Here is a 24,025-nt window from a genome sequence, read left to right on the forward strand (position 1 = left end):
CTTACTTTTGTTTGCCGAACAGCCCAGCCGGGCGCAGCAGCAACACGATCACCATGATGAAGAACACCACGGTCGCCGAGGCTTCCGGGTAGAACACCTTGGTGAAGCCTTCGATCACCCCGAGCATCAGACCCGTGACGATCGAGCCCATGATGGAGCCCATGCCGCCGATCACGACCACCGCAAATACGGTGATGATCATCGACTGCCCCATGAGCGGCGAGATCTGGATGACGGGCGCGGCGAGCACACCGGCGAACGCGGCGAGCGCGACGCCGAAGCCGTACGTGAGCGTGATCATCAGCGGCACGTTCACCCCGAACGCTTCCACGAGCTTCGGGTTCTCCGTGCCCGCGCGCAGGTACGCGCCGATCTTCGTCTTCTCGATGATGAACCACGTCGCGAAACACACCACGAGCGAGGCGACGACCACCCAGGCGCGATAGTTCGGCATGAACATGAAGCCGAGGTTGGTCGCGCCGGACAGCGCTTCGGGTGCGTCGAACGGCTGACCGGACACGCCGTAGATCGAACGGAACACCCCTTCGAGCACGAGCGTAATGCCGAACGTCAGCAGCAGGCCGTAAAGATGATCGAGCTTGTAGATCCAGCGCAGCATGGTGCGCTCGATGACAATGCCGATGACGCCCACCACGACGGGGGCGAGAATCAGCATGACCCAATAGTTGAGGCCGAGATAATTGCCGCCCATCCAGGCGAGCATGGCCCCCAGCATGAACAACGCGCCGTGCGCGAAGTTGATCACGTTGAGCAGGCCGAAAATCACCGCCAGGCCGAGACTCAGCATGGCGTAGAACGAGCCGTTCACAAGTCCCAGCAGCAGTTGGCTCAACAGCGCCGGTAGGGGGATGCCTAGTAATTCCATCGAAATCGATTCTCTGGCAGAAAGGTCGCGACGGGACAGGCGTCCCGCCGCTATCGTTGCATCGTGACTTGTTGACTACGCGATGACGTTGCTGCGCTTACTTGAGCTTGCAGGTCGATTCGGCTTCCGTGGTGAAGGCCTTCTCACCCGGAATCGTGGCAACCACCTTGTAGTAGTCCCACGGCGCCTTCGACTCGGCCTTCGACTTCACCTGCATCAGGTACATGTCGTGGACCATCGTGCCGTCCTTACGGATGTAACCCTTGCTGAACATGTCGTCGATCTTGATCTTGTGGAGCTGCTCCATGACCTTGTCGGCGTCCGTCGTGCCGGCGGCCTGTACGGCCTTCAGATACGTCGTCGTTGCCGAGTAGTCACCGGCTTGCAGGCTCGACGGCATCTTCTTCATCCTCTCGAAGTAACGCTTGGCGAAGGCGCGGGTCTTGTCGTCCTTGTCCCAGTACCAGCTGTCGGTCAGGTACATGCCTTCGGTGTTATCCAGACCGAGCGAGTGAATGTCGTTGATGAACACGAGCAGACCGGCGATCTGCATCTTGCCCTTGATCCCGAATTCCTTCGCCGCCTTGATCGCGTTGATGGTGTCGCCGCCGGCGTTCGCAAGACCGAGCACCTGCGCCTTGGAGTTCGCGGCTTGCAGCAGATAGGACGAGAAGTCCGAAGCGGACAGCGGGTGACGCACCTGGCCGACCACCGTACCGCCGTTGGCCTTCACCACGTCGGACGTGGACTTCTCCAACGCGTGACCGAATGCGTAGTCAGCCGTCAGGAAGAACCACGACTTGCCGCCCGCCTTCACCACGGCCGAGCCCGTGCCGCGCGCGAGCGCAACGGTGTCGTACGCGTAGTGCACGCCATACGGCTGGCACTGGTCGTTGGTGAGCGCGTCGGAGCCGGCGCCGACGTTGATGTAGACCTTCTTCTTCTCGGCCGAGACCTTGTTCATCGCGAGACCGGTACCGGAGTTGGTACCGCCGATGAGCATGTCAACGCCACCACGGTCGAACCATTCGCGCGCTTTCGAGGCGGCGACGTCGGCCTTGTTCTGGTGATCGGCCGTGACCAGTTCTACCGGCTTGCCGAGCACCTTGCCGCCGAAGTCGGCGATGGCCATCTTGATGGCTTCGGCACCGCCCTGCCCGTCGATGTCGGTGTACAGGCCCGACATATCGGTGATGAAACCGATCTTCACCGTGTTGCCATCGGCATGGGCCTGCGAGGCCATTGCCGCAAAACCGAACGCAGCCGCAACGGCCAACGCCTTCATCCGCATCGTCATCTTCGTCTCCTTCGTGGATTTGATCGCCTGGGTCCATCGCCCGGCATGCGCGCTGCGCGTGCGCGCCGGGTAGCTCACCTCATACGCCCAACAACTCGTGCAGCACCGGCATCTTCGTCTCCAGCTCCGGAGCGCCGAAGCGCTCCACGATCTTGCCGTGCTCCATCACATAGAAGCGATCGGCCAGCGGAGCCGCAAAACGGAAATTCTGTTCCACCATCACGATGGTGTAGCCCCGCGCCTTGAGCGTGGTGATCATGCGCGCCAGCGTCTGCACGATCACCGGCGCGAGGCCTTCGGAGATTTCGTCGAGCAACAGCAGATTGGCGCCGGTGCGCAGAATGCGCGCGACTGCCAGCATCTGTTGCTCGCCACCCGACAGACGCGTGCCCTGACTGTGGCGTCGCTCTTTCAGGTTGGGAAACATGTCGTAGATCTCGTCGAGCGACATGCCGCGCCCGCCGTCTTCGCGACGATTGCCGCTCATGCCGATGTACGGCGGCAGCAGCAAGTTCTCCTCGCACGAGAGGCTGGCGAAAATGCCGCGCTCTTCGGGGCAATAGCCCACGCCGTGATGCGCGACCTTGTACGTCGGCAGATGAATCGTCTCCTCACCCCCGATGCGAATCGATCCCTGACGCTGACCGGTCAGGCCCATGATCGCGCGCAGCGTGGTGGTACGCCCGGCACCGTTGCGACCGAGCAGCGTGACGACTTCGCCACGCCCGACCGTGATATCCACGCCGTGCAGGATGTGCGATTCGCCATACCAGGCCTGAAGCCCTTCGACTTCCAGCGCCGGAACGTTCGTCCCGTTCTTGCGCTCGCCACCCTGATTGCCACCGTTACCGTACATAGCCGTCCTCACCCGTGGGCTCCCTGCATTTCGCCTTCCGCCGTGCCCATGTAGGCTTCCATCACTTGCGGATTCTTCGACACTTCGTGATACGGCCCTTCGGCAAGCACCTCGCCGCGCTGAAGCACGGTGATGGTGTCGGAGATGCCGGCAATCACGTTCATGTTGTGCTCGACCATCAGGATCGTGCGACCCGCCGAAACCTTCTTGATGAGCGCAGTGACGCGATCGACGTCTTCGTGCCCCATGCCTTGCGTGGGCTCGTCGAGCAACATCAGTTCGGGCTCCATAGCAAGTGTGGTCGCGATCTCGAGCGCACGCTTGCGGCCGTAGGGCAATTCCACGGTAAGCGTATGCGCGAATTCGGTGAGGCCGACTTCCGCGAGCAGCTCCATCGCACGGGCGTCGAGCTGGCGCAGCGTGCGGCTGCTGCTCCAGAAGTGGAACGCGGTGCCGAGGTTGCGTTGCAAGCCGATACGCACGTTCTCGAGCACGGTGAGGTGCGGGAACACGGCGGAAATCTGGAATGAGCGGATGATGCCGCGGCGCGCGATTTGCGCGGGCGCTTCGCGGGTGATGTCTTCACCGTTGAAGGTGATGGTCCCGGCGCTGGGCACGAGGAATTTCGTCAGCAGGTTGAAGCAGGTCGTCTTGCCGGCGCCGTTCGGGCCGATCAACGCATGAATGGTGCCGCGCGCGACGCGCAGGTCGACCCCGTTCACCGCAGTGAAGCCACGGAACTCCTTGGTGAGTCCGCGCGTTTCGAGAATGAAATCGTTGTTCGCCATGTCTCCTGCCACATTCCTGGTTGGTGGTGCGAAGCATGGGCGAATGCCGCAAGCCTGAGCATCATCGTCTGTGACAACCGCAAGGCAGACCGGTGACGCTATGGTTTGCGTCGTCGGCAGCAGGCCCCGCGTTCCCCGATGGGGCGCCGAATTCTTGGTTCGGTCGCCCATAAGGAATCGTTATTGTGTGTGGTTTGCTGCAACGCGATCATTGGGATTTGCACTAGGCTTCGCACCCTTCGAAACACGCATGCGCACACGCATTGCAGAACGTTCGGTCACATGAGGCGAGCCTGTGCGTAGCCCTTGTGCGACAAGGCTTTTGCGGCACACGCAAATGGGCGCGCGATAGCCGGAATCGATCGGCTATCGTCGCGCGCCTGCCGGCACATTAGGTATTACTACGTAAGTTTTTGGGAAAGCGGGCCAGACGTTGCGAAACACGAGGCGACGATCAGGCAACCCACCCTTCGGTTTTTTGTCGGCGCGCTTTCGTCAGATGGCACGCAAGGCCCCAGGGCGGCCAAAATTTAAGAATATCTCCAAACCCACTATCGACTCCCCATGTAACGATCACTTGGTGCCTGCCGATGCCAACCGTTGCCCCACCAACAGTAGAAATGCCACGGTTTTTTGTCGAGCCAACGGCGGCGACGCGGACACGATTCCGTCTATTCATTTCTCGATTTCGTATATCGATCCAAGTTCCGACTGGATCACATGTTCTGCGCCGACGAACGCTTCGTTAGCAGTGGCGGTCAATTGCACCATCAAGCCGATATGTTCGATGAAGGCATCTATTACTGGCTTCGGAACAAACGAATACATAGCGGCTTGGTTGCCGTCCAGTACGCGATATCGGACATACCTGAAACGACAAATCATTTCTGCTGCATCCCGGGCTCCCATCGAGCCAACTTCCCGGTTCCCGAGACATATCGAAGTCTCGCAAACAATGCGCTATTACGGCATGTCGCCCTAAATGCCGGTGACGCCGTCATCTTCTCGGAAGCCCTGGTTCACGGCACCTTCAAAGTAAAAGACTCGGGCCCCAGACGAAGCGTATTTGCGAGATACATGAACAACCACTCATATTTCAGAAGACCCGCCTCACAGCGCGAGATCAATTCGCTACCGCCCACGCCGAATCACGCCGCAGCACCAAATGCGCAAGTCTTCTCAACAAGTGGGCTCACGGCCCGACAGAAACAATTGGTCGTCGAGCCCGCCTACGCTCGGGGACACGCACCGGTCAGGAGCTGAACCCCCATGGAACCCATTAGCGTCAAGGCAATCGTTCGTAAGCACAACAGCGTCCTCTTTCTGACGAATCCTCGTGGCGAGTTGGAGTTACCTGGAGGGCGCCCGGAAGCTGGCGAATCACTTGAAACCGCGTTAGCCCGCGAATTCGAAGAGGAATGCGGTGTCGCAATAACATCGGCAACCTATGTTGGTAGCCGTTCCTGCGAGGTCGTAACCGGCAAGCGGGTATTGCTCGTGTTCTTTGCGTGCTCCATCTCATCGGACAGCCCGATACTCAGTAACGAACATACGGCCTATGAATGGATCGATGTGACCGCAGGGAAGCCGATCAACATGCCGAACTTTTACTGGATCGCCTGCGCACAACCCAAAGAGATAGCGCCGCAACCGAACCGCCCCCCGATGGCAGCCAGTCATTACCCGTTATTTACGGGCGACGATGATCGGCAACGCCTTTCGATAACGTCCGAGATATACAACGCAGCGAGCATCGAATTCCTTCGACGTTTCACACCGTCGACCGGGCACATGCTCGATGTCGGATGCGGACATGGCCAAATCACGCAATGGCTGGCAACGAACCACCCAGACGCCACGGTTATCGGCATGGACAACAATGCCGAACAACTTGCGGTGGCGAGGTCCGTTGCAATAGCAGCGGACGTCAAAAACATCACATTCGAACACGGCGACATCAATGACATCTTCAGCGTGTTCCCGCCAACTCCAACGTTCGATCTCATTACCTGTCGCTTCACACTATTGCATGTCGCGCACCGCGCGGCTGCAATAGACGCGCTAGTTCAGCTTCTCACCCCATCTGGTGTTCTGATTCTCGAAGAACCATCCTTAGAAAGCCTCTTTTGCATTCCAAACGTAGCCAGCTTTGAACGCGCCAACGCCGCAATAAGCGCGTACGGAAGGACCCAAGGCATCCGCTACGACTGTATCGACGACATTTGGTCACTGATCACAGACATGAACGTCAAGATTCAAGACGCCCGCTTTAGCCAACCGACGATCTGGAAAAAAGAGCACAAGCGACTAGTCAGCCTTTCTTTTAGTCAGTTTTCCCCACGCCTCGTTTCCGCTGGAATACTTGACGCATCGAGCTCACAAAGCATCCTGCAATCACTCGACAACGAGTTCATGAGCGACCTTGTAATCTCCGGCGGATTACGAACGCTTCAGGTTGCGATCTCGAAGCATGAGGTGTCGCCATGACACCGGAAGTTCAGTGCATTTCTCAGGGAATTTACGAGAGAATTCCTGCCGAGGACGTCGTTGGATACTATCGTCGCCCTCACTCTATTCTCGTGTGGGCTGTAGACGGCGCATCAACACTCTCTGAATCTCCATTTACGACATTCAGCGATGTTTCCGACGCGGGTTGGTTCGCGCGAAAAATTTCAGACGCGCTTCCACAACTGGCCTCCCCCTCGTTCACGACATCGAGATTGCAAAATCAACTTCGCACGATAAGGCAGCAATACTTTCTCGCTTCAGGCAAGACAACCCCAATGCATGATTGGCCCGTCGCGGCGGCGACAATTGTGGAGATCGCTACCGACATCCCCACGAAACTTTCTGTGACGATCCATCGTTATGCCGACTGCTTCGAACTGTTTCATCAGGAAAAAATTCCATCAAGTCCCAAGCACAATCGACCCGCTCCGCTCACTCACGCTTTCGACGAGTGGAAACCCCACTCAGGATTTACAGGCGACAGACTTTCGCAGTTGCGATCAAGACGGTCCCAACAACAACGCAACGAGTTCAGTTCTGCACTCACGTTGAACCCCATGAGCGCACTCAACGCTCAAAGGGTTCGCCTAACGCTCAGTACGCCCGCCCAGATTTTGGTGGGTACAGATGGCCTGTCACGCGCGTGGGACACCTATGGGCTGATGACAAAGGAAGAAGCATTGCGACTGGTAGCACAATCAGGACTAGACGCCTTGCTCAACGTCATTCGACATCACGAAGCTTCGCTCGCCTGTCGCCCAGATCGCAAGCGGAGAGACGATGCAAGCGGGATTTTTCTTTCCTTTTCCTAATTTTTTGAGCGAAATTCCCGCCATTCATTTCGTTAAACCCCTCACCGACTCTCCGCCTTCCTAGCGGCACGAATCATGTCGCTGGCGCGCTCCGCAATCATGATCGTCGGGGAGTTGGTGTTGCCGGAGGTGATGGTCGGCATGACCGATGCATCGACCACACGCAGCCCCTGCACACCGCGCACGCGCAGTTGCGAATCGACGACCGCGTTGGCATCGTCATCACGTCCCATGCGGCAGGTGCCGACCGGATGAAAGATCGTCGTGCCGATGTCGCCTGCCGCGCGCCTGAGATCGTCATCGCTCTGAAACGACGGCCCTGGCAGATACTCTCGCGGCTCGTAACGGGCGAACGCCGGCGCACCGACGATGCGACGCGTGAGCTTGATCGCATCCGCCGCCACACGCAGGTCGTCTTCCGTCGACAGATAATGCGGCGCGATGCTCGGCGCGACGCGTGCATCGGGTGAGCTCAGATGCACGTGACCGCGCGACGTCGGACGCAGATTGCACACCGACGCCGTGAACGCATTGAACTTGTGCAATGGCTCGCCGAACTTCTCCAGCGATAACGGCTGCACGTGATACTCCAGATCGGGACGTGCGACATCGTCGCGACTGCGGGCGAATGCGCCGAGTTGCGACGGCGCCATGCTCATCGGTCCACGTTGCGTGAACGCGTACTGCATGCCGATCGTCAGTTTGCCGAGCAGACTGTTCGCGGTGAGATTGAGCGTCTTCGCGCCGCGCAGCTTGTACACCGTGCGCAACTGCAAATGATCCTGCAAATTCTCGCCGACGCCCGGCACGTGCGACACCACGTCGATGCCGAAACCGCGCAATCGTTCGCCGTCGCCAATCCCGGACACTTCCAGCAGATGCGGCGAATTCACCGCACCCGCCGCGAGAATCGTCTCGACGTTGGCGAGCGCCGTGAAGTCTTCGTTGCCCCCGCGATACGCCACGCCCGTGCAGCGCGTGCCGTTGAAGAGCAGACGGCTCACGCTGGCGCCCGTGATCACCGTCAGGTTCGGACGCTGCGACGCCGGACGCAGAAAGCCCTTCGCCGCACTCCAACGCACGCCGCGTCGCTGATTGACTTCGAAGTAGCCAATGCCGAAGTTGTCGCCGCGATTGAAGTCGTCTGTCCGGGGAATGCCGATCTGCTCGGCGGCGTCGGCAAACGAGTCGAGCACGCGCCACGACAGCCGCTGCTGCTCCACGCGCCATTCGCCGCCGCTGCCGTGAAACTCGGTGCTGCCCTTGTAGTGATCTTCGCTGCGACGAAAGAGCGGCAACACGTTGTCCCAGCGCCAGCCATCGTCGCCCGTGGCGTCGGCCCACACGTCGTAGTCTTCGCGCTGCCCGCGCATGTAGATCATGCCGTTGATCGACGAGCTGCCGCCGAGCACCCGGCCGCGTGGATAGGCGAGCGAGCGGCCGTTGAGACCGTCTTCCGCCTGCGTGCGATACAGCCAGTCCGTGCGCGGATTGCCGATGCAGTAGAGATAACCGACGGGGATGTGAATCCAGTGATAGTCGTCCTTGCCGCCCGCTTCGAGCAGCAGCACGGTAACGTCGGGGTCCTGCGTCAGACGATTCGCGAGCACGCACCCGGCCGATCCGGCGCCGACGATCACGTAATCGAAGCGCTCCTGTTTGTCTGAAGGCTTATCTGTATGCAACGCCTGCTTGCTCATTCCCGCATGTCTCCGTCGATGGCGCGGCACTCGCCATGGTGCGGTGCCGGCGCTGGTGCGGCACCCGAGTGGGGTGGACCATCGCCACCCCGCGCGGGTTCATTTTTGATTTACTTCGCCACCGGCATCGTGAACTCGGCCCCCTTCGCGATGCTGTCCGGCCAACGCTGCATCACACTCTTGAAGCGCGTGTAGAAGCGAATGCCCTCTTCGCCATAAGCGTGATGGTCGCCGAACAACGAGCGCTTCCATCCGCCGAACGACTGCCATGCCATGGGCACAGGAATCGGCACGTTGATGCCCACCATGCCGATCTTCACCTGACGCGAGAAAGCACGCGCCACACCGCCGTCGCTCGTGAAACACGATACGCCATTGCCGAACTCGTGCGCGTTGATCAGCTCGATGGCCGACGCCAGATCGGGCACACGCACGACCGCCAGCACCGGTCCGAAGATTTCGTCGCGATAAATGCTCATCTCGGGCGTAACGTGATCGAACAGCGTGCCGCCGAGGAAGAAGCCCTTCTCGTGGCCCGGGACATTGAGGCCGCGCCCATCGACGAGAAGCGTTGCGCCCGCACTCACGCCCTGCCCGATATAGTCCTCGATCTTCGCCTTGTGGGCCGCCGTGACGACCGGGCCCATCTCGGAGGCGTCGTCCACGCCCGGTCCCACGCGCAGCGCCTTCACGCGCGGCACCAGTGCATCGACCAGACGATCCGCCACCTGCCCCACGGCCACCGCCACCGAGATCGCCATGCAACGCTCGCCGGCCGAGCCGTAGGCGGCGCCGATCAGCGCGTCGACCGCCTGATCCAGATTCGCGTCGGGCATCACGACGAGATGGTTCTTCGCGCCGCCCAGCGCCTGCACGCGCTTGCCGCGCTTCGTGCCTTCCGTGTAGATGTACTCGGCAATCGGCGTGGAGCCGACGAACGACAGCGCTTCGACGTCGGGGTGCGCCAGGAGCGCATCGACGGCGACCTTGTCGCCCTGCACCACGTTGAACACCCCGTCGGGCAATCCGGCTTCGCGCAGCAGATCGGCGATCAGCAGACTGGCGGACGGGTCGCGCTCGGACGGCTTGAGCACGAACGTGTTGCCGCAGGCCAGCGCGATCGGGAACATCCACATCGGCACCATCACCGGGAAGTTGAACGGCGTGATGCCCGCGCACACACCGACCGGCTGACGCAGATGCCAGTTGTCGATGCCGCCGCCAATGTTGTCGCTGTGCTTGCCCATGAGCAGGTTCGGCGCGCCGCAGGCGTACTCGACGATCTCGATGCCGCGCGTGACTTCGCCACGGGCGTCGGAGAACACCTTGCCGTGCTCTCGCGTGATGATGCGCGCGAGTTCGTCCTGATGTTCGTCGAGCAATGCCTTGAACTTGAAGAGCACGCGGGCGCGCTTGAGCGGCGCCGTCTCGGACCACGACGGCAGCGCGGCCTTCGCCGCCGCCACCGCGGCATTCACGTCCTGCACGCTCGCCAGCGCGACGCGCGCACTGACCGTGCCCTGCGCCGGATTGAAGACGTCGGCGAACCGTTCGCCGTCACCGGCCACTCGCTGGCCACCGATGTCGTGCTGCACGACGGGAATATCAGCATTGCTCATGTTCGTTCCTTTGGATTTGGCGACGTGGATCGCCGCTCGGTCATCGTTTGCCGCCCTGTCGCGCCTGTCTGCCGTCCCACTTTCTGCCTCGCTCACAAACCGATCCCCCCACCGATGCACTCACCGGCACACGCGACGATGAGCCCCAAGCGTACTGCCGCCCCTCGAAGCAATCCAATGAGAAATTATCAAAAGCAATATAAGATTCCCTTATGTTGATCCCCCGGCCTCGCCGGGGACCTCGGACCCTGCCGACCGCGCCGCCATGGAACTCGCCCATCTCCGTGCCTTTGTCGCCATTGCCCACGAGGGCAATCTCACGCGCGCCGCCCAGCGCCTGCATCTGACGCAACCGGCGGTCAGCCTTCAGGTCAAGGCGTTACAGGAAGCCTTGCGTCTGACGCTCTTTACCCGCACGGCGCACGGGCTGGCGCTCACCCGCGACGCGCAGGCGCTGCTGCCGCTGGCCGAACGCATGCTCGCTGCGCTGTCCGACTTCCAGCAAGCCGCCGGTGCACTGCGCGAAACCGTGCGCGGACGCCTTCGCATCGGCACCATCCTCGATCCCGAATTCACGCGTCTGGGCGGCTTCCTGAAGCGGCTCGTGGAGTCGTATCCCCACATCGAGACGGCGCTGCGGCACAGCATGTCGGGCGACGTGCTGCACCAGCTGGCGCGCAACGAGCTGGACGTCGGCTTCTATATCGGCACGCCCGACCCGGCGCGATTTCACGCGATCACGCTCACCCCGTTCTCCTATCAGGTGCTCGCGCCTGCCGGATGGCGCGAACGTGTCGCCCGGCGCGGTTGGCGCGAACTCGCCGCGCTGCCGTGGATCTGGACGCCGCCGGAATCGGCCCACAACCGTCTGCTCTCGGCCGTGTTCGGCGAGGCCGGGGTTTCGCCCGTCAAGGTGGCGGAAGTGGATCAGGAGCCGTCCATGCTCGATCTGGTGAAGTCCGGCATCGGACTATCGCTGGTGCGCGACTCGATTGCGCTGCGCGAAGCGCGCGCCCACGGTCTGGCGATTGCCGACAGCGTGAGCGTGCCGACCGAACTCACGTTCGTCACACTCGCTTCGCGCCGGGACGAACCCGCCATTGGGGCGGCCCTGCAACTGGTGGCGGCCGTCTGGGCCTGAGCGTCTACCGGGGGCGAAGACACCCGATAGAGGGCGGCGCAACGCCTTTCGTCCGGTTTCCACGTCGAATCAGCCCCCCTCGCGTCACCAATCCGGCGCATAATCCATGCCTGCTCAGGCCTTCGAATTCAGCGCAGTCGAGACATTAGAAAGGCCCACTTCCTCGCAAATCATTCCCATGACGTGGCACGTCCCCCCAACGACGTGCCATGTCGGATCTTCGTCAACGTTCTAGAATTTAATTCTGCTTTCAAGGAGTCGACCATGTCTGATGTGCGAATGGAACGCGATACGTTCGGTGAAATTGCGGTGCCTGCCGATCGTTTGTGGGGGGCGCAAACGCAGCGCTCGCTGCTGAACTTCAAGATCTCGACCGAGAAGATGCCGCGCGAACTCGTGCGCGCACTCGCGCGTGTGAAGCGCGCCGCCGCCGAGGTCAACAAGGACCTGGGCGTGCTCGACGCCAAGAAGGCCGACGCCATCATCAAGGCGGCAGACGAAGTCATCGCCGGCCAGCATGACGACGAATTCCCGCTCGCCGTCTGGCAGACGGGCTCGGGCACGCAGTCGAACATGAACATGAACGAAGTGCTCGCCAACCGCGCCAGCGAACTGCTTGGCGGCGTGCGTGGCGAAGAGCGTCTCGTGCATCCGAACGACGACGTGAACAAGGGCCAGTCGTCGAACGACGTCTTCCCGACCGCCATGAGCGTGGCCGCACTCGACGCCCTCGTGAACCACCTCAAGCCCAGCGTCGATCAGCTGCGCGACACTCTGCACGCGAAAGCGCGCGCCTACGACGACATCGTCAAGATCGGCCGCACGCACTTGCAGGACGCCACCCCGCTCACGCTCGGTCAGGAAATCTCCGGCTGGGTCGCACAGATCGATCACGGTCTGAAGCATGTGAACGACGCGCTGCCGCACGTGGCAGAACTCGCGCTCGGCGGCACGGCCGTGGGCACGGGCCTGAACGCACACCCCGAATTCGCCAAGAAGGTCGCCGACACGCTCGCACGCGACACCGGCCTGCCGTTCGTCACCGCACCGAACAAGTTCGAGGCGCTGGCCGCCAACGACGCCATCGTCCATGCGCACGGCACGCTCAAGACGCTGGCCGCCAGCTTCATGAAGATTGCCAACGACGTGCGCTGGCTCGCCAGCGGTCCGCGTTGCGGCATCGGTGAATTGCAGATCCCGGAAAACGAACCGGGCAGCTCGATCATGCCGGGCAAGGTCAACCCGACCCAATGCGAAGCCATGACGATGCTGTGCGCTCAGGTGCTGGGCAACGACGTGGCGATCAACGTCGGCGGCTCCATGGGCAACTTCGAGCTGAACGTGTTCAAGCCGATGCTCATCCACAACTTCCTGCAGAGCGTACGCGTGCTCGCCGACGGCGCCGTGAGCTTCAACGACAACTGCGCCATCGGTATCGAGCCGAATCGCGCCCGCATCGGCTCGCTGCTCGAAGAGTCGCTCATGCTGGTGACCGCGCTCAACCCGCACATCGGCTACGACAAGGCCGCGCAGATCGCGAAGAAGGCCCACAAGGAAGGCACCACGCTCAAGGCATCCGCCCTCGCACTCGGTCACGTCACGGCCGAACAGTTCGACGCGTGGGTTCGTCCCGAGCAGATGGTCGGCAAGCGGTAAACCGGCACCGCACTACCACCGTCTGCCCGCATGCCTATCTCGCCCCTGCCGCCGCTGCACTGCCTGATCGCGTTCGACGCCGCCGTGCGTCACGCGAGCTTCACCCGCGCGGCAGCGGAACTGAACCTCACGCAAAGCGCCGTGAGCCGGCAGATCGCGCAGCTCGAAGAGTTTCTCGGGCGCGCGCTCTTCACTCGCGAGCATCGCACGCTGCGGCTGACGGTGGCCGGACAACGCTACGCCGAGCAGATTCAGCGTCTGCTCGGCGAATGCGCCGAAGCCACGGCCGATCTCATGAAACGCCGTGGCGATCTGGAACTCACGGTCGCGTGCTCATCAGGCGTCGCCGTGCTCTGGATGACGCCGCAACTCATGCGCTTTCGCGCCGCGCATCCGGACATCAAGATCCGCGTGATCGTGAAAGACGGCATCACGTCGCTCTCCGCGTCCGAATTCGATCTGGGCGTGTACTACGTCCGTAACGATCTGCCGCCCGACTTCGCCGGGCGGCGTCTGTTCGACGAAGAGGTCTTCCCCGTCTGCTCGCCCGCCTATCTGAACGGACGCCAGCTCGCACCGGCCGATCTCGTGAGCGAAACGCTGCTCTTCATCGAAGACGGTCAGCGCAAGTGGATGTCGTGGCCCGACTGGTTCGAGCTGCAAGGCGTGAACGCTCCCAAGTTCCCGCGCATGGTCAGCGCGAACTACTATCCGCTGCTCGTGCAGATGGCCATCGAAGGCGGTGGCATGGTGATGGGCTGGCGGCACATGATCGATCCCTGTCTCGACGCCGGCCTGCTCGTGCCCGCGTGCGATGCGACGGCAAGTCTGGGCGGCGGCTACTACCTCGTGTGGCCTGCCGAGCGTCATGAGCATGCCGCAGCGCGAATTTTCCGCAACTGGATTTACTCGGAAACTCGTTTCCCATCATAGGGGTTACGTGACGTTTCAAAAGTTGCCATGCGCTGCACGCATGGCAACATGCGGAATTATCGCTTTGCCTGTCATTTTGTCTGAACTACTTTCTGTCCTATCCGCGCACGTTTTGTCAGCGGGAATGGCCGACTTTCTCTCGCACGGCCATGCCGACAGACGTGATTCGACAAAAAAGCAGGCGTATTACCGCATGACGTGAACGCAAGACACGCAACGGACGCCACCCATCCTCCGGGAGACCCAGATGCAGGCGACCTACGCAGTGCCTCAAGACAACCTGGCCCGTCAGCGCCGTCACGCGATCGTGGCGACGGTGATCGGCAACGGTCTGGAATGGTTCGACTTCACCGTCTATAGCTTCTTCGCAGCCATCATCGCGAAGCAGTTCTTCCCCACCGGCGACGACCTGTCGTCGTTCCTGCTGGCGGTCGCCACCTTCGGCGTGGGCTTCTTCATGCGCCCGGTCGGCGGCATCGTGCTCGGCATCTATTCCGACCGCGTGGGCCGCAAGGCAGCGCTCTCGCTCACCATCCTGCTGATGGCTGCGGGCACCGCCATGATCGGTCTGGCGCCCACGTACGACCAGATCGGTCTGGCCGCACCGCTCATCATCGTGCTCGCCCGTCTGCTGCAAGGCTTCTCGGCCGGCGGTGAAATGGGCGGCGCCACGGCGTTCCTGACCGAATACGCACCGCCGAATCAGCGCGCGTACTACTCCGCATGGATTCAGTCGAGCATCGGCTTCGCCGTGCTGCTCGGCGCCGCGGTGGGCACGTTCGTGACGACCGAACTCGACAAGGCATCGCTCGAATCGTGGGGCTGGCGCGTGCCGTTCATCGTGGGCATGCTGATCGGCCCGGTCGGCTTCTACATCCGTAACAAGATCGACGAAACGCCGACGTTCCAGCACGCAGAGAAGTCCGACACGCCGCTGCGCGACGTCTTCTCGCAGTACCCGAAGGAAACGCTCGCGAGCTTCTCCATGGTCGTGCTGTGGACGATCTGCACCTACGTGCTGCTGTTCTACATGCCGACGTATGCCCAGCGCGTGCTGCACCTGCCGGCCTCGGACGGCTTCACCGCCGGTATGGTCGGTGGCGCAATGATTCTCGTGTTCGCACCGGTCGTGGGACGTCTGGCAGATCGCATCGGCCGCCGTCCGTTCCTGTCGGGTTCGGCACTGCTGATTCTGGTGCTCGCATGGCCGATGTTCACGTACATCAACGTCGCGCCCGGCCTGCACTCGCTGCTCACGTTCCAGATCGTGTTCGGCCTGCTGATCGCCTGCTACACCGGTCCGATTCTCGCTGCGTTCTCGGAGCTGTTCCCGGCGAAGGTGCTCTCGACCGGTCTGTCGGTGGCCTACAACTTCGCCGTGACGATCTTCGGCGGTTTCGCGGCGCTCATCATCACGTGGCTGATTGCCCGTACGGGCAGCAACATGGCCCCGGCAATCTACGTGATCATCGCCGCCGCCATCAGCCTCGTCGGCACGCGCTTCGTCAAGCCGCTCCCGAAGGCCTGAGTTTCCCCTGAACAAGGCGCGCCCTTTCCCGGCGCGCCTTGTGCTTTTTTCCCCAAGGAATTCCCACATGTCCCCCACGACCGTTACTTTGCTTCGCGGCGGCAACGTGCTCGACGCGGCCGCCGGCCGTCTGCTCGAACGCCATGACGTCGTCATCGAAGGCAACCGCATCACGGCGGTGAGTGCCACGCCGCTCGACGTCGCAGGCGCCACGGTGATCGACGTCGCCGGCAAGACCGTCATGCCCGGCATGATCGATTGCCACGTACACGTGCTCGCATCGCATCCGAACCTCGGCACGAACGCCAGTCAGCCGAACGTGCTCACCGTGCTCAAGTCGCTGCCGATCATGCAGGGCATGCTGCATCGCGGCTTCACGACCGTGCGCGATGCCGGTGGCGCCGACTGGGCGCTGCAACAGGCCATCGAGCAAGGGGTAATTCCCGGCCCGCGTATTTTCCCGTCGGGCAAGGCGCTCTCGCAGACCGGCGGTCACGGTGACTTCCGCCCGCGTAGCGACACACTGGAGCCGTGCTCGTGTGCGTTCCGTGCGGGCGCCATCGGCCGTGTGGTCGACGGTGTCGATCCGATTCGCCTCGCCGTGCGCGAAGAAATTCAGAAGGGTGCGACGCAGATCAAGCTGATGGCGTCGGGCGGTGTCGCCTCGCCGGTCGATCCCATCGCCAACACGCAATATTCGGAAGATGAAATCCGCGCCGCCGTTGCGGAAGCGGAAGCCGCACAGACCTACGTGATGGCCCACGCCTACACGCCGAAGGCGATCGCGCGTGCCGTGCGTTGCGGCGTGCGCACCATCGAACATGGCAACCTGTGCGACGCTGAAACGGCGAAACTCATGGCCGAGAAAGGTGCGTATGTCGTGCCGACGCTCGTGACTTACGATGCGCTGGCCAAGGATGGCGCCTCGCTCGGCCTGCCGCCGGAATCGGTGGCCAAGGTAGAGAGCGTGCAACGCGCGGGCCGCGAATCGCTTTCGATCTATCGTGACGCAGGCGTGAAGATGGGCTTCGGCTCGGACCTGCTCGGCGATATGCACAAGTACCAGTCCGACGAGCTGACGATTCGCGCCGACGTGCTCGGCGCCGCCGAGACGCTGCGCTCGGCAACGGTGATCGGCGCGGAGATTCTGAATCGCGTGGGCGAACTCGGCGTGATTGCGCCGGGCGCGCTGGCCGACGTGCTGGTCGTCGACGGCAACCCGCTCGAATCGATCGACGTGCTCACGGGTCAGGGCGAAGCGATTCGCTGGGTCTTCAAGGACGGTAAGGTCGCAAAACAGCCGTGAAATCGCGATCGCGTCGCAATAACGCCGCACTCACCTCGCGGTAAGGCCACGGTTATCGCGAAGCGCGACAGATCTGTCGGACGATGAAAAAACGCCACGATGCCATGCACATCGTGGCTTTTTTTTGCGCCATCCCCATGGGAATCGACTCTACGCAGCGTGCGCAAAATGTAAAAGCGACACACACACCGAGAGGACTAGTCTCGCCTCATAGAGGCTGAAAACAGGGTGCTCGCCATGACGATCGCTTCGCTAGTCCTTTTCCCCGAACGCCGCATCACTTCGCGGTTCGACATCGCCCCTGCGTTGAGCGACTGGCACGCCGTGAAAGTCAGGCAGCAAGACGTGACACCTCTGGAGGACGGTAGCGATGCCGCGTCGCTGGAGGGGCTTCGCAAGTCCATCCTGAACGAACTGGGTGAGATGGCGACAACGTGGCGATCCATGGGAGCGGCACTGAGTGTCGATATCAGCGATACGTCGTTGCCGGAATCCTTCGGCCCGATCAACGACCTCGCTGCGCAAGTCGATACCGCGTTACGCGAGAACGCCACCGACATCCTCAGCATCGACACGTTGATCGCGAACTTCGACACCGCTATACGGAAGATCTACCGCTCGCGCCAGTTGCCCTGGGGGACGTGGCGATCCGTCGGCTCGCAAAAATCGGTGACGTCGGTCGATGCATTGACCCCTTACGCGCTTGCGGCACATACCGCACTGGGTCACATCGACAAGACCATCAAATTGATGCGCACGGCGCTGGCAGCCGCGCAATGCGCGGAGACACAACACAAGGAGGTCGAGCGCGGCGTTCCGATGTCTCCTGTGGCAATTCTCAAAAACCGGCGCGTCGTCGCACAGGCCTTTGCGAAAGTCGGAAAATTGCTGAACAGCACAACTTTGCTCGTCAATGGAGCGCTTACACGAGCCACGGCGGCCATGCCGCGAGACCGCCGGTACTGGAAAACGAAGATTTCCGTTCTCGTCATCCTCTGTGTGCTGACGGTTGCGCTCGGTGTCGCGTCGGTCATGCTCCCTCCGCTGCTTCCGGCCGTACTCGGACTCGGCCTGGGGCTGAAGTTTTCCGCCGCGCTCATCGGCATTCTCAGCACGACGCACAGCATCTTCAACGTCGTGGGCTACCCGCGCAATCGAGGCTGGACCGACCTCACGAACTGCATTACCAAGGTGCGCAATCTGTATCAGACGCTCAATCAGCAGATCAACGCCAGACAGCTCTTTGAAACCGATAAGGAGACGACCGAAATCACCGGCAAGATCGAGGCGTTGAGCGACGAAATCGACACGCTGGGCGACATGCAGGACGAGATGGCGCAAAAAGTCGATACCCGCAGCCAGCGACCCCGGCACAAATGAGCGCGCCCCCAAAAGGTATCGGTCGTCGAATCTCTCATCTCGAAACTTTTTACAGGACTCTGACCGTCATGCCAAAGATACCCGAATCACCGTTCCACTATGCCCAGCCGGCAGGGATGGGCTACGCCACGCGCGCGAAGGCCATGCATCTGAACATGAGGTTGACGCAAGCGCTTGAGAAGGTGCGCCAATTAAAAGCCGAACAGGCTGCATTGATGCGCGCGCTGGACAACCCGAAGGAATCGCCCCCCACCTCTCCAACGCTGGAAAAGTGCAAGGACTTCATAGGGGACATGGTGAGCTGCGAGCCATCAGGGAAATCCGAGAGTTCCGACGCGCCTGCCTGCGCCTCACAGTCCGCACCGTCCTCGCCACTTTCGCCGCAACCGCCAGGTCTTCGCGCAAGCGCGATGCGAAAAATCCTGCGTGACAGCAATGGCGCGCACGATACCGCGAAGAAGAGCCCTGCGGCCCACTGAATCGACGCCCCCAAAAAAAGCATTGCCCCCTGCGTATCGGGGAACGTTCCGATCCGTCAGGAGGCAAATCACATCGAGGCGCGAATGGCTGATGACGTTATCGCCTGTGCCATCGCAGGCTTACGCCATGGCAGCGACTTCGTCCTACTTCTTCCAACCCGGCGTGACGAACACTGAACGCACGTCGTCCAGCGTTTGCGAGACCGTTTCGCGAGCGCGTTCGGTGCCCGCGCGCAGCATGTCCCACACGTAGTCCGGGTTCTTTGCGTACTCCTCGCGACGCTCGCGCATCGGACGCAGCATTTCCTGCAAGCGCTCTTCCAGACGCGCCTTCACCTTCGAGTCGGCCAGCCCGCCGCGCACATAGTGATCCTTGAGCGCTTGCAGGCCTTCCTTGTCTTCGTCGAACGCGTCGAGATAGGCGAACGCGACGTTACCTTCCAGGTGTCCGGGGTCTTCGACCTTCAGGTGCAGCGGGTCGGTGTAGCACTTCTTCACGGCGGCGCGGATTTCGTCGGGCGTGGAGGAAATGTTGATGACGTTGCCGAGCGACTTGCTCATCTTGGCCTTGCCGTCGATGCCCGGCAGACGTCCGATCGGCGGCACGAGGGCCTTCGCTTCGGTCAGGATCTCGCGGTTCGCCATGCGATTCAGACGGCGCACGATTTCATTGGTCTGCTCGATCATCGGCAACTGGTCTTCGCCGACGGGCACGAGCGTGGCGCGAAAAGCAGTGATGTCGGCCGCCTGGCTCACGGGGTACGTGAGAAAACCGGCCGGAATGTCGCGCTCGAAGTTACGCAGGCTGATTTCCTGCTTGACGGTCGGATTACGCTCCAGACGCGCCACGGTAACCAGATTCAGGTAATAGAACGTGAGTTCGGTCAGTTCGGGCAGCCACGTCTGCACGCAGATGGTCGTGACATCCGGGTCGATGCCGACGGCCAGATAGTCGAGCGCGACCTCAGAGACGTTACGATGCACCTTGTCGCGGCCTTTGCCTTCGTCGTCGGTGTTATCGGTCAGCGCCTGTGCGTCGGCGACCAGGATGAATTGCTTGTACTCGTGCTGATATGCAACACGGTTCTTCAGACTACCGACGTAATGGCCCAGATGCAGCGGGCCCGTCGGACGGTCACCCGTGAGGATCACCTTGCGATCCGCAGGCGCCTTCGAAACACTCATTTTCCTCTCCGTAATCAAGCGTCACTACCCCGAATGGTAGCGCGTCGGCCCGATGACGGTGCAGAAACCCTCCCGCTTCATGCCGTTCCCGCGTCGCGCATGAGCCGCACATGACACGCCGCGCCATGAAAAACGGGGGCCGAAGCCCCCGTGCGGATTGCCGACGTTTGCGGCGAAAGCTCAGCGCGACGTCACGACCGGAATGCCCTTGAGCGATTTGCCGTTGCTGCGGGCGTGCGCGAGCGCCTGTTCGACGGCGTCGCCCGTGGCGGCGGTGATGCCCAGACGCCCGGCAATCGTCGCTTCCACACGCTTGACCATCGCCAGATTCGCCAGCTTCACGTGACCGTAGCCGCGAATCTTCGCCGGCGCTTCGGCCAGCGCGATCGCATCCGCCAGCGTGTCGGCCGACAGACCGCCCAGCGCACGTTCCAGCGTCGTGCGGTAGTCCGCGATCAACTGCCGCTCCATACGGCGCTCCAGCGTGTAACCGAAGACGTCGAGCGCACCGCCACGCAGACCCCGCAGCTTCGCCATACCGCGCAGCACCGGCCACAGCCACGGCCCGATCGTCACCTTCTTCGGTACGCCACCATCCTTGCCGCGCGCGATGAGCGGCGGCGCCATGTGGAACTCGAGACGAAAGTCGCTGCCCGGCTTGCCTTCGAACGTTTCGCCCAATGCGTCGGTGAACGCCGTTTGCGCATAGAGACGCGCCACTTCGTACTCGTCCTTGTACGCCATCAGACGCGAGAGCTGCTGCGCCACCGCGCGCGACAGACGTCCCGGCGCACCAGCCACACGCGTCTCCGCCTCGGCCACGCGCTTCACGAAGGCCGTGAATTGCGACGCGTACGCCGCGCTCTGATACTGCGTGAGCAAGTCCACGCGATGGGCGACGAGCGCGTCGAACGTCATGTCGTCTGCGACGGGGGCGTGCATCGGCGCATGCGCGGCCTTGGCCGTGGTTTCCGTCAGCGCAGCGGGATCGCCCGCCGCCAGACGGCCGATGGCCAACGCCAGGTGGTTCATCGGCACCGCCACGTTGTTCAGTTCGATGGCGCGTTGCAGCGCTTGCAGCGAGACCGGCACCAGGCCGAGTTGCCACGCGTAGCCGAGCATGATGATGTTCGAGCCCATCGTGTCGCCGAGGAAACGCTGGGCGAGCGCCTGTGCATCGCAGGCGTCGAGCTTGTCGTTGCCCGCCGCGTGACGCATCTTCTCCAGCAGCTCGCCGGCATGCAGATTCGCATCGGGGTTCTGCACGAACGTCGCGTTCGGAATTGCGTGCGTATTGACGACCACACGCGTGCGGTCGCGACGCACCGTCTGCAACGCGTCCGCACTCGCGCCCACGACCATGTCGCAGGCGAGCAGCACGTCGGCCTGCTGCGTATCGATACGCACCTGATTGAGCGCCTGCGGCGTGTTCGCGAACCGCACGAACGACAGCACCGCGCCCCCCTTCTGTGCGAAGCCCATGAAGTCGAGCACCGACGCGCTCTTGCCCTCCAGGTGCGCCGCCATCGTGATGAGCGCACCGATCGTCACGACGCCCGTACCGCCCACGCCCGTGACCATGATGTCGAACGGCGCGTCGCCCGCGAGCGCGACCGGTTCCGGCAGCGCGTTCAGACGTCCCTCGAATGCCGCCTGATCGAATGCCGCCGCCAGCGCCTTCTTCAACTGCGCGCCCTTGACCGAAACGAAGCTCGGGCAGAAGCCGTTCACGCAGGAGAAGTCCTTGTTGCACGACGATTGGTCGATGCGACGCTTGCGTCCCATCGCGGTCTCGACCGGCTCGACCGACAGGCAGTTCGACGCCACGCCGCAATCGCCGCAGCCTTCGCAAACGGCTTCGTTGATGAACAGACGGCGGTCCGGATTCGGGAATTCGTTTTTCTTGCGACGACGACGCTTCTCAGCCGCGCACGTCTGATCGTAGATGAGCACGGTCGCGCCGGGAATGTCGCGCAGTTCGCGCTGCACGGCGTCGAGTTCGCTGCGGTGATGAAAGGTCGTGCCCTTCGGGAACTGCCCTTCATGACCGACGTACTTCTCCGGCTCGTCGCTCACGACCACGAGCTTGGCGATGCCCTCGGCTTCGACCTGACGCGCGATCTGCGGCACCGAAATCGAGCCGTCGACCGGCTGGCCGCCGGTCATCGCCACCGCATCGTTGTAGAGGATCTTGTAGGTGATGTTCGCCTTCGACGCGACCGCCTGACGAATCGCCAGCAACCCCGAGTGGAAGTACGTGCCGTCCCCCAGATTCTGGAAGACGTGCGGGCGCTTCGTGAAGTGCGAATGCGCCGCCCAGTCCACGCCCTCGCCGCCCATCTGAATCAGGCCGGTCGTGTCGCGATCCATCCATGACGCCATGAAGTGACAACCGATCCCCGCCTGCGCGATGGAGCCTTCAGGCACCTTCGTCGACGTGTTGTGCGGACAGCCCGAGCAGAAGTACGGCACGCGACGCACGCCGTCGGCCGCATTCGACAGAATCTCGTGCGCCACGAGATCGACCACGCGCTCACGGCGATCCAGTGCCGGACGATGTTTCGCGAGCCACTCGGCGAACACCGGCAACACGCGCGACGGACGCAACTCGCCCAGCGCGGAGAGCAGCGCGCGGCCTTCGGCATCGGTCTTGCCAAGCACGACCGGACGCGTGCCCGAGGTGCGGTTGTAGAGGTACTGCTTGATCTGCTGCTCGACGACCGGGCCCTTCTCCTCGATCACGAGAATTTCCTTCAGCCCGGCAACGAAGGTGTCCAGACGCGACATGTCCAGCGGGAACGACAGACCCACCTTGTAGATGCGCACGCCGGCCGCTGCGAGATCGTCGACGGTGATGTCCAGACGACGCAGCGTCTCCATCAGGTCGAGGTGCGCCTTGCCGCACGTCACGATGCCGATGTCGGCCTCGGGCGACGGCGCAATCCACTTGTCGATGCTGTTCACGCGCGAGAAGGCGCGCACGGCGTCGAGCTTGTCCGCCAGGCGCGCTTCGAGCGCCAGGCTCGGCAGGTCGGGCCAGCGGTTGTGCAGACCGCCCGCCGGAGCGACGTAGTCGAGCGGCTCGGTCCAGTCGGTGCGGATCTTGTCGAGGTCGACGGTACCGCGCGACTCGACCGTCTCGGAGATGGCCTTGAGACCCGCCCATGCGCCGGAAAAACGCGACAGTGCATAGCCGTAGAGACCGAATTCGACCAATTCGCCGATGTCCGCCGGATTGAGCACCGGCATGCTCCACGACATCATCGTGAAGTCGCTCTGATGCGGCATCGACGACGACACGCAGCCGTGATCGTCACCCGCCACCACGAGCACGCCGCCGTGACGCGACGCACCGTAGGCGTTGCCGTGCTTGAGCGCGTCGCCCGCGCGGTCCACGCCCGGGCCCTTGCCGTACCACATGCCGAATACACCTTCGACGGTGCGCTCCGGGTCGGCTTCCACGCGTTGCGTGCCCATCACGGCCGTGCCGCCCAGTTCCTCGTTGATGGCCGGCAGGAACTTGACGCTGGCTGCGTCGAGCAGTTTCTTCGCCTTCCACAACTGCTGGTCCACACCGCCCAGCGGCGAACCCCGATACCCGCTGATGAAGCCGGCGGTGTTCAGGCCACGCGCGGCGTCCAGCTGGTGCTGCATGAGCAGGATGCGAACGAGCGCCTGCGTGCCGGTCAGAAAGATCTGACCGCTGCGCGCCGTCAGGGCGTCGGAGAGCTGGTAGTCGGGATGGGCCAGGGGGTTGGCCGTCGGCGTCGCGAGCGCGGCGCGCATGGGGGCATTCATCGGGTATCTCCTGATCCCCCGCACCGGCCTGTCGCGTCTTCCTGGAATCGACTGGCCGGCACTGCTTCGGGGGCGTTTGTTCTGTTCGTTTCGACGTCAGCGCGCAATGCATGGATAGGCGCAGGTACGGCTCGGATCGACGTCGGTTATGGA

At 62.4% G+C, this 24,025-nt stretch carries 19 protein-coding genes; 10 read left to right on the plus strand and 9 right to left on the minus strand.

Going from position 1 to position 24,025, the window contains the following annotated elements; genetic code table 11:
* Position 1 precedes the first annotated feature (1 nt).
* From C5N93_RS19180 to C5N93_RS28480, 5 genes are all read right to left on the minus strand, one after another.
* Positions 2-886 (minus strand): branched-chain amino acid ABC transporter permease, encoded by an 885-nt coding sequence (locus C5N93_RS19180; protein ID WP_242560515.1) that lies wholly within the window; start codon positions 884-886, stop codon positions 2-4.
* Positions 887-983: 97 nt separating this feature from the next.
* Positions 984-2,177, minus strand: a complete 1,194-nt coding sequence (locus C5N93_RS19185) for an ABC transporter substrate-binding protein (protein ID WP_242560915.1) — start codon at positions 2,175-2,177, stop codon at positions 984-986.
* Positions 2,178-2,262: 85 nt separating this feature from the next.
* The gene (locus C5N93_RS19190; RefSeq protein ID WP_150720601.1) at positions 2,263-3,039 is read right to left on the minus strand and encodes an ABC transporter ATP-binding protein; all 777 of its coding nucleotides are present in this window, start codon (positions 3,037-3,039) and stop codon (positions 2,263-2,265) included.
* An 8-nt stretch (positions 3,040-3,047) separates the two neighbouring features.
* Positions 3,048-3,827, minus strand: a complete 780-nt coding sequence (locus C5N93_RS19195; RefSeq protein WP_069341099.1) for an ABC transporter ATP-binding protein — start codon at positions 3,825-3,827, stop codon at positions 3,048-3,050.
* A 675-nt stretch (positions 3,828-4,502) separates the two neighbouring features.
* The gene (locus C5N93_RS28480; RefSeq protein WP_242560946.1) at positions 4,503-4,736 is read right to left on the minus strand and encodes a hypothetical protein; all 234 of its coding nucleotides are present in this window, start codon (positions 4,734-4,736) and stop codon (positions 4,503-4,505) included.
* Here C5N93_RS28480 and C5N93_RS19205 point away from each other — a divergent pair.
* The 3 genes from C5N93_RS19205 to C5N93_RS19215 are packed head-to-tail and all read left to right on the plus strand — an operon-like array spanning position 4,662 to position 7,147.
* Positions 4,662-5,090, plus strand: coding sequence for a phytanoyl-CoA dioxygenase family protein (locus tag C5N93_RS19205; protein WP_347403321.1), 429 nt, complete (start codon positions 4,662-4,664; stop codon positions 5,088-5,090). The genes C5N93_RS28480 and C5N93_RS19205 overlap by 75 nt on opposite strands.
* Positions 5,091-5,096: 6 nt before the next feature.
* The gene (locus C5N93_RS19210) at positions 5,097-6,314 is read left to right on the plus strand and encodes a methyltransferase domain-containing protein (protein WP_242560516.1); all 1,218 of its coding nucleotides are present in this window, start codon (positions 5,097-5,099) and stop codon (positions 6,312-6,314) included.
* Positions 6,311-7,147, plus strand: a complete 837-nt coding sequence (locus C5N93_RS19215) for a hypothetical protein (RefSeq protein WP_242560517.1) — start codon at positions 6,311-6,313, stop codon at positions 7,145-7,147. Before C5N93_RS19210 ends, C5N93_RS19215 begins: the two co-directional genes overlap by 4 nt.
* 41 nt (positions 7,148-7,188) lie before the next feature.
* Here C5N93_RS19215 and C5N93_RS19220 read toward each other — a convergent pair whose 3' ends face one another.
* Together C5N93_RS19220 and C5N93_RS19225 are read right to left on the minus strand one after the other, a co-directional pair.
* Entirely contained in the window at positions 7,189-8,847 is a 1,659-nt protein-coding gene (locus C5N93_RS19220) for a GMC family oxidoreductase N-terminal domain-containing protein (RefSeq protein WP_242560518.1), read from the minus strand.
* A 110-nt stretch (positions 8,848-8,957) separates the two neighbouring features.
* Positions 8,958-10,466, minus strand: a complete 1,509-nt coding sequence (locus C5N93_RS19225; RefSeq protein ID WP_069341097.1) for a CoA-acylating methylmalonate-semialdehyde dehydrogenase — start codon at positions 10,464-10,466, stop codon at positions 8,958-8,960.
* A 265-nt stretch (positions 10,467-10,731) separates the two neighbouring features.
* Here C5N93_RS19225 and C5N93_RS19230 point away from each other — a divergent pair, with 265 nt between their 5' ends.
* From C5N93_RS19230 to C5N93_RS19260, 7 genes are all read left to right on the plus strand, one after another.
* Complete coding sequence (locus C5N93_RS19230) at positions 10,732-11,607, plus strand: LysR family transcriptional regulator (protein WP_242560519.1); 876 nt, start codon at positions 10,732-10,734, stop codon at positions 11,605-11,607.
* A gap of 264 nt (positions 11,608-11,871) precedes the next feature.
* Entirely contained in the window at positions 11,872-13,263 is a 1,392-nt protein-coding gene (gene fumC, locus C5N93_RS19235; RefSeq protein ID WP_242560520.1) for a class II fumarate hydratase, read from the plus strand.
* 30 nt (positions 13,264-13,293) lie between these two features.
* Positions 13,294-14,196, plus strand: coding sequence for a LysR substrate-binding domain-containing protein (locus tag C5N93_RS19240; protein WP_242560521.1), 903 nt, complete (start codon positions 13,294-13,296; stop codon positions 14,194-14,196).
* Between the two features lie 247 nt (positions 14,197-14,443).
* Positions 14,444-15,724: an MFS transporter gene (locus tag C5N93_RS19245; protein ID WP_242560522.1), complete on the plus strand. Its 1,281-nt coding sequence runs from the start codon at positions 14,444-14,446 to the stop codon at positions 15,722-15,724.
* A gap of 67 nt (positions 15,725-15,791) precedes the next feature.
* A complete protein-coding gene (locus C5N93_RS19250; protein WP_242560523.1) occupies positions 15,792-17,030 on the plus strand; it encodes an amidohydrolase family protein in 1,239 nt (412 codons plus the stop codon).
* Positions 17,031-17,267: 237 nt separating this feature from the next.
* Positions 17,268-18,410, plus strand: a complete 1,143-nt coding sequence (locus tag C5N93_RS19255) for a hypothetical protein (protein ID WP_242560524.1) — start codon at positions 17,268-17,270, stop codon at positions 18,408-18,410.
* A 68-nt stretch (positions 18,411-18,478) separates the two neighbouring features.
* Positions 18,479-18,889 carry a hypothetical protein gene (locus tag C5N93_RS19260; protein ID WP_242560525.1) on the plus strand — a complete coding sequence of 137 codons (411 nt, stop codon included), beginning with the start codon at positions 18,479-18,481 and terminating at the stop codon, positions 18,887-18,889.
* A 144-nt stretch (positions 18,890-19,033) separates the two neighbouring features.
* On the opposite strand, the gene trpS is transcribed toward C5N93_RS19260, so the two are convergent.
* Both trpS and C5N93_RS19270 read right to left on the minus strand, forming a co-directional pair.
* Positions 19,034-20,074: a tryptophan--tRNA ligase gene (gene trpS / locus C5N93_RS19265; RefSeq protein WP_242560526.1), complete on the minus strand. Its 1,041-nt coding sequence runs from the start codon at positions 20,072-20,074 to the stop codon at positions 19,034-19,036.
* 180 nt (positions 20,075-20,254) lie between these two features.
* Complete coding sequence (locus C5N93_RS19270; RefSeq protein WP_242560527.1) at positions 20,255-23,872, minus strand: indolepyruvate ferredoxin oxidoreductase family protein; 3,618 nt, start codon at positions 23,870-23,872, stop codon at positions 20,255-20,257.
* Between the last annotated feature and the right edge of the window lie 153 nt (positions 23,873-24,025).

This window comes from Pandoraea sp. LA3 (assembly GCF_022696215.1).
GTDB classification, from domain to species: domain Bacteria; phylum Pseudomonadota; class Gammaproteobacteria; order Burkholderiales; family Burkholderiaceae; genus Pandoraea; species Pandoraea capi.

Excerpts from the sequence above, each read along its gene's own strand:
- C5N93_RS19180 (WP_242560515.1), bottom strand. The coding sequence starts at position 886 with ATGGAATTACTAGGCATCCCCCTACCGGCGCTGTTGAGCCAACTGCTG.
- C5N93_RS19185 (WP_242560915.1), bottom strand. The coding sequence starts at position 2,177 with ATGCGGATGAAGGCGTTGGCCGTTGCGGCTGCGTTCGGTTTTGCGGCA.
- C5N93_RS19190 (WP_150720601.1), bottom strand. The coding sequence starts at position 3,039 with ATGTACGGTAACGGTGGCAATCAGGGTGGCGAGCGCAAGAACGGGACG.
- C5N93_RS19195 (WP_069341099.1), bottom strand. The coding sequence starts at position 3,827 with ATGGCGAACAACGATTTCATTCTCGAAACGCGCGGACTCACCAAGGAG.
- C5N93_RS28480 (WP_242560946.1), bottom strand. The coding sequence starts at position 4,736 with ATGGGAGCCCGGGATGCAGCAGAAATGATTTGTCGTTTCAGGTATGTC.
- C5N93_RS19210 (WP_242560516.1), top strand. The coding sequence starts at position 5,097 with ATGGAACCCATTAGCGTCAAGGCAATCGTTCGTAAGCACAACAGCGTC.
- C5N93_RS19215 (WP_242560517.1), top strand. The coding sequence starts at position 6,311 with ATGACACCGGAAGTTCAGTGCATTTCTCAGGGAATTTACGAGAGAATT.
- C5N93_RS19220 (WP_242560518.1), bottom strand. The coding sequence starts at position 8,847 with ATGAGCAAGCAGGCGTTGCATACAGATAAGCCTTCAGACAAACAGGAG.
- C5N93_RS19225 (WP_069341097.1), bottom strand. The coding sequence starts at position 10,466 with ATGAGCAATGCTGATATTCCCGTCGTGCAGCACGACATCGGTGGCCAG.
- C5N93_RS19230 (WP_242560519.1), top strand. The coding sequence starts at position 10,732 with ATGGAACTCGCCCATCTCCGTGCCTTTGTCGCCATTGCCCACGAGGGC.
- fumC (WP_242560520.1), top strand. The coding sequence starts at position 11,872 with ATGTCTGATGTGCGAATGGAACGCGATACGTTCGGTGAAATTGCGGTG.
- C5N93_RS19240 (WP_242560521.1), top strand. The coding sequence starts at position 13,294 with ATGCCTATCTCGCCCCTGCCGCCGCTGCACTGCCTGATCGCGTTCGAC.
- C5N93_RS19245 (WP_242560522.1), top strand. The coding sequence starts at position 14,444 with ATGCAGGCGACCTACGCAGTGCCTCAAGACAACCTGGCCCGTCAGCGC.
- C5N93_RS19250 (WP_242560523.1), top strand. The coding sequence starts at position 15,792 with ATGTCCCCCACGACCGTTACTTTGCTTCGCGGCGGCAACGTGCTCGAC.
- C5N93_RS19255 (WP_242560524.1), top strand. The coding sequence starts at position 17,268 with ATGACGATCGCTTCGCTAGTCCTTTTCCCCGAACGCCGCATCACTTCG.
- C5N93_RS19260 (WP_242560525.1), top strand. The coding sequence starts at position 18,479 with ATGCCAAAGATACCCGAATCACCGTTCCACTATGCCCAGCCGGCAGGG.
- trpS (WP_242560526.1), bottom strand. The coding sequence starts at position 20,074 with ATGAGTGTTTCGAAGGCGCCTGCGGATCGCAAGGTGATCCTCACGGGT.
- C5N93_RS19270 (WP_242560527.1), bottom strand. The coding sequence starts at position 23,872 with ATGAATGCCCCCATGCGCGCCGCGCTCGCGACGCCGACGGCCAACCCC.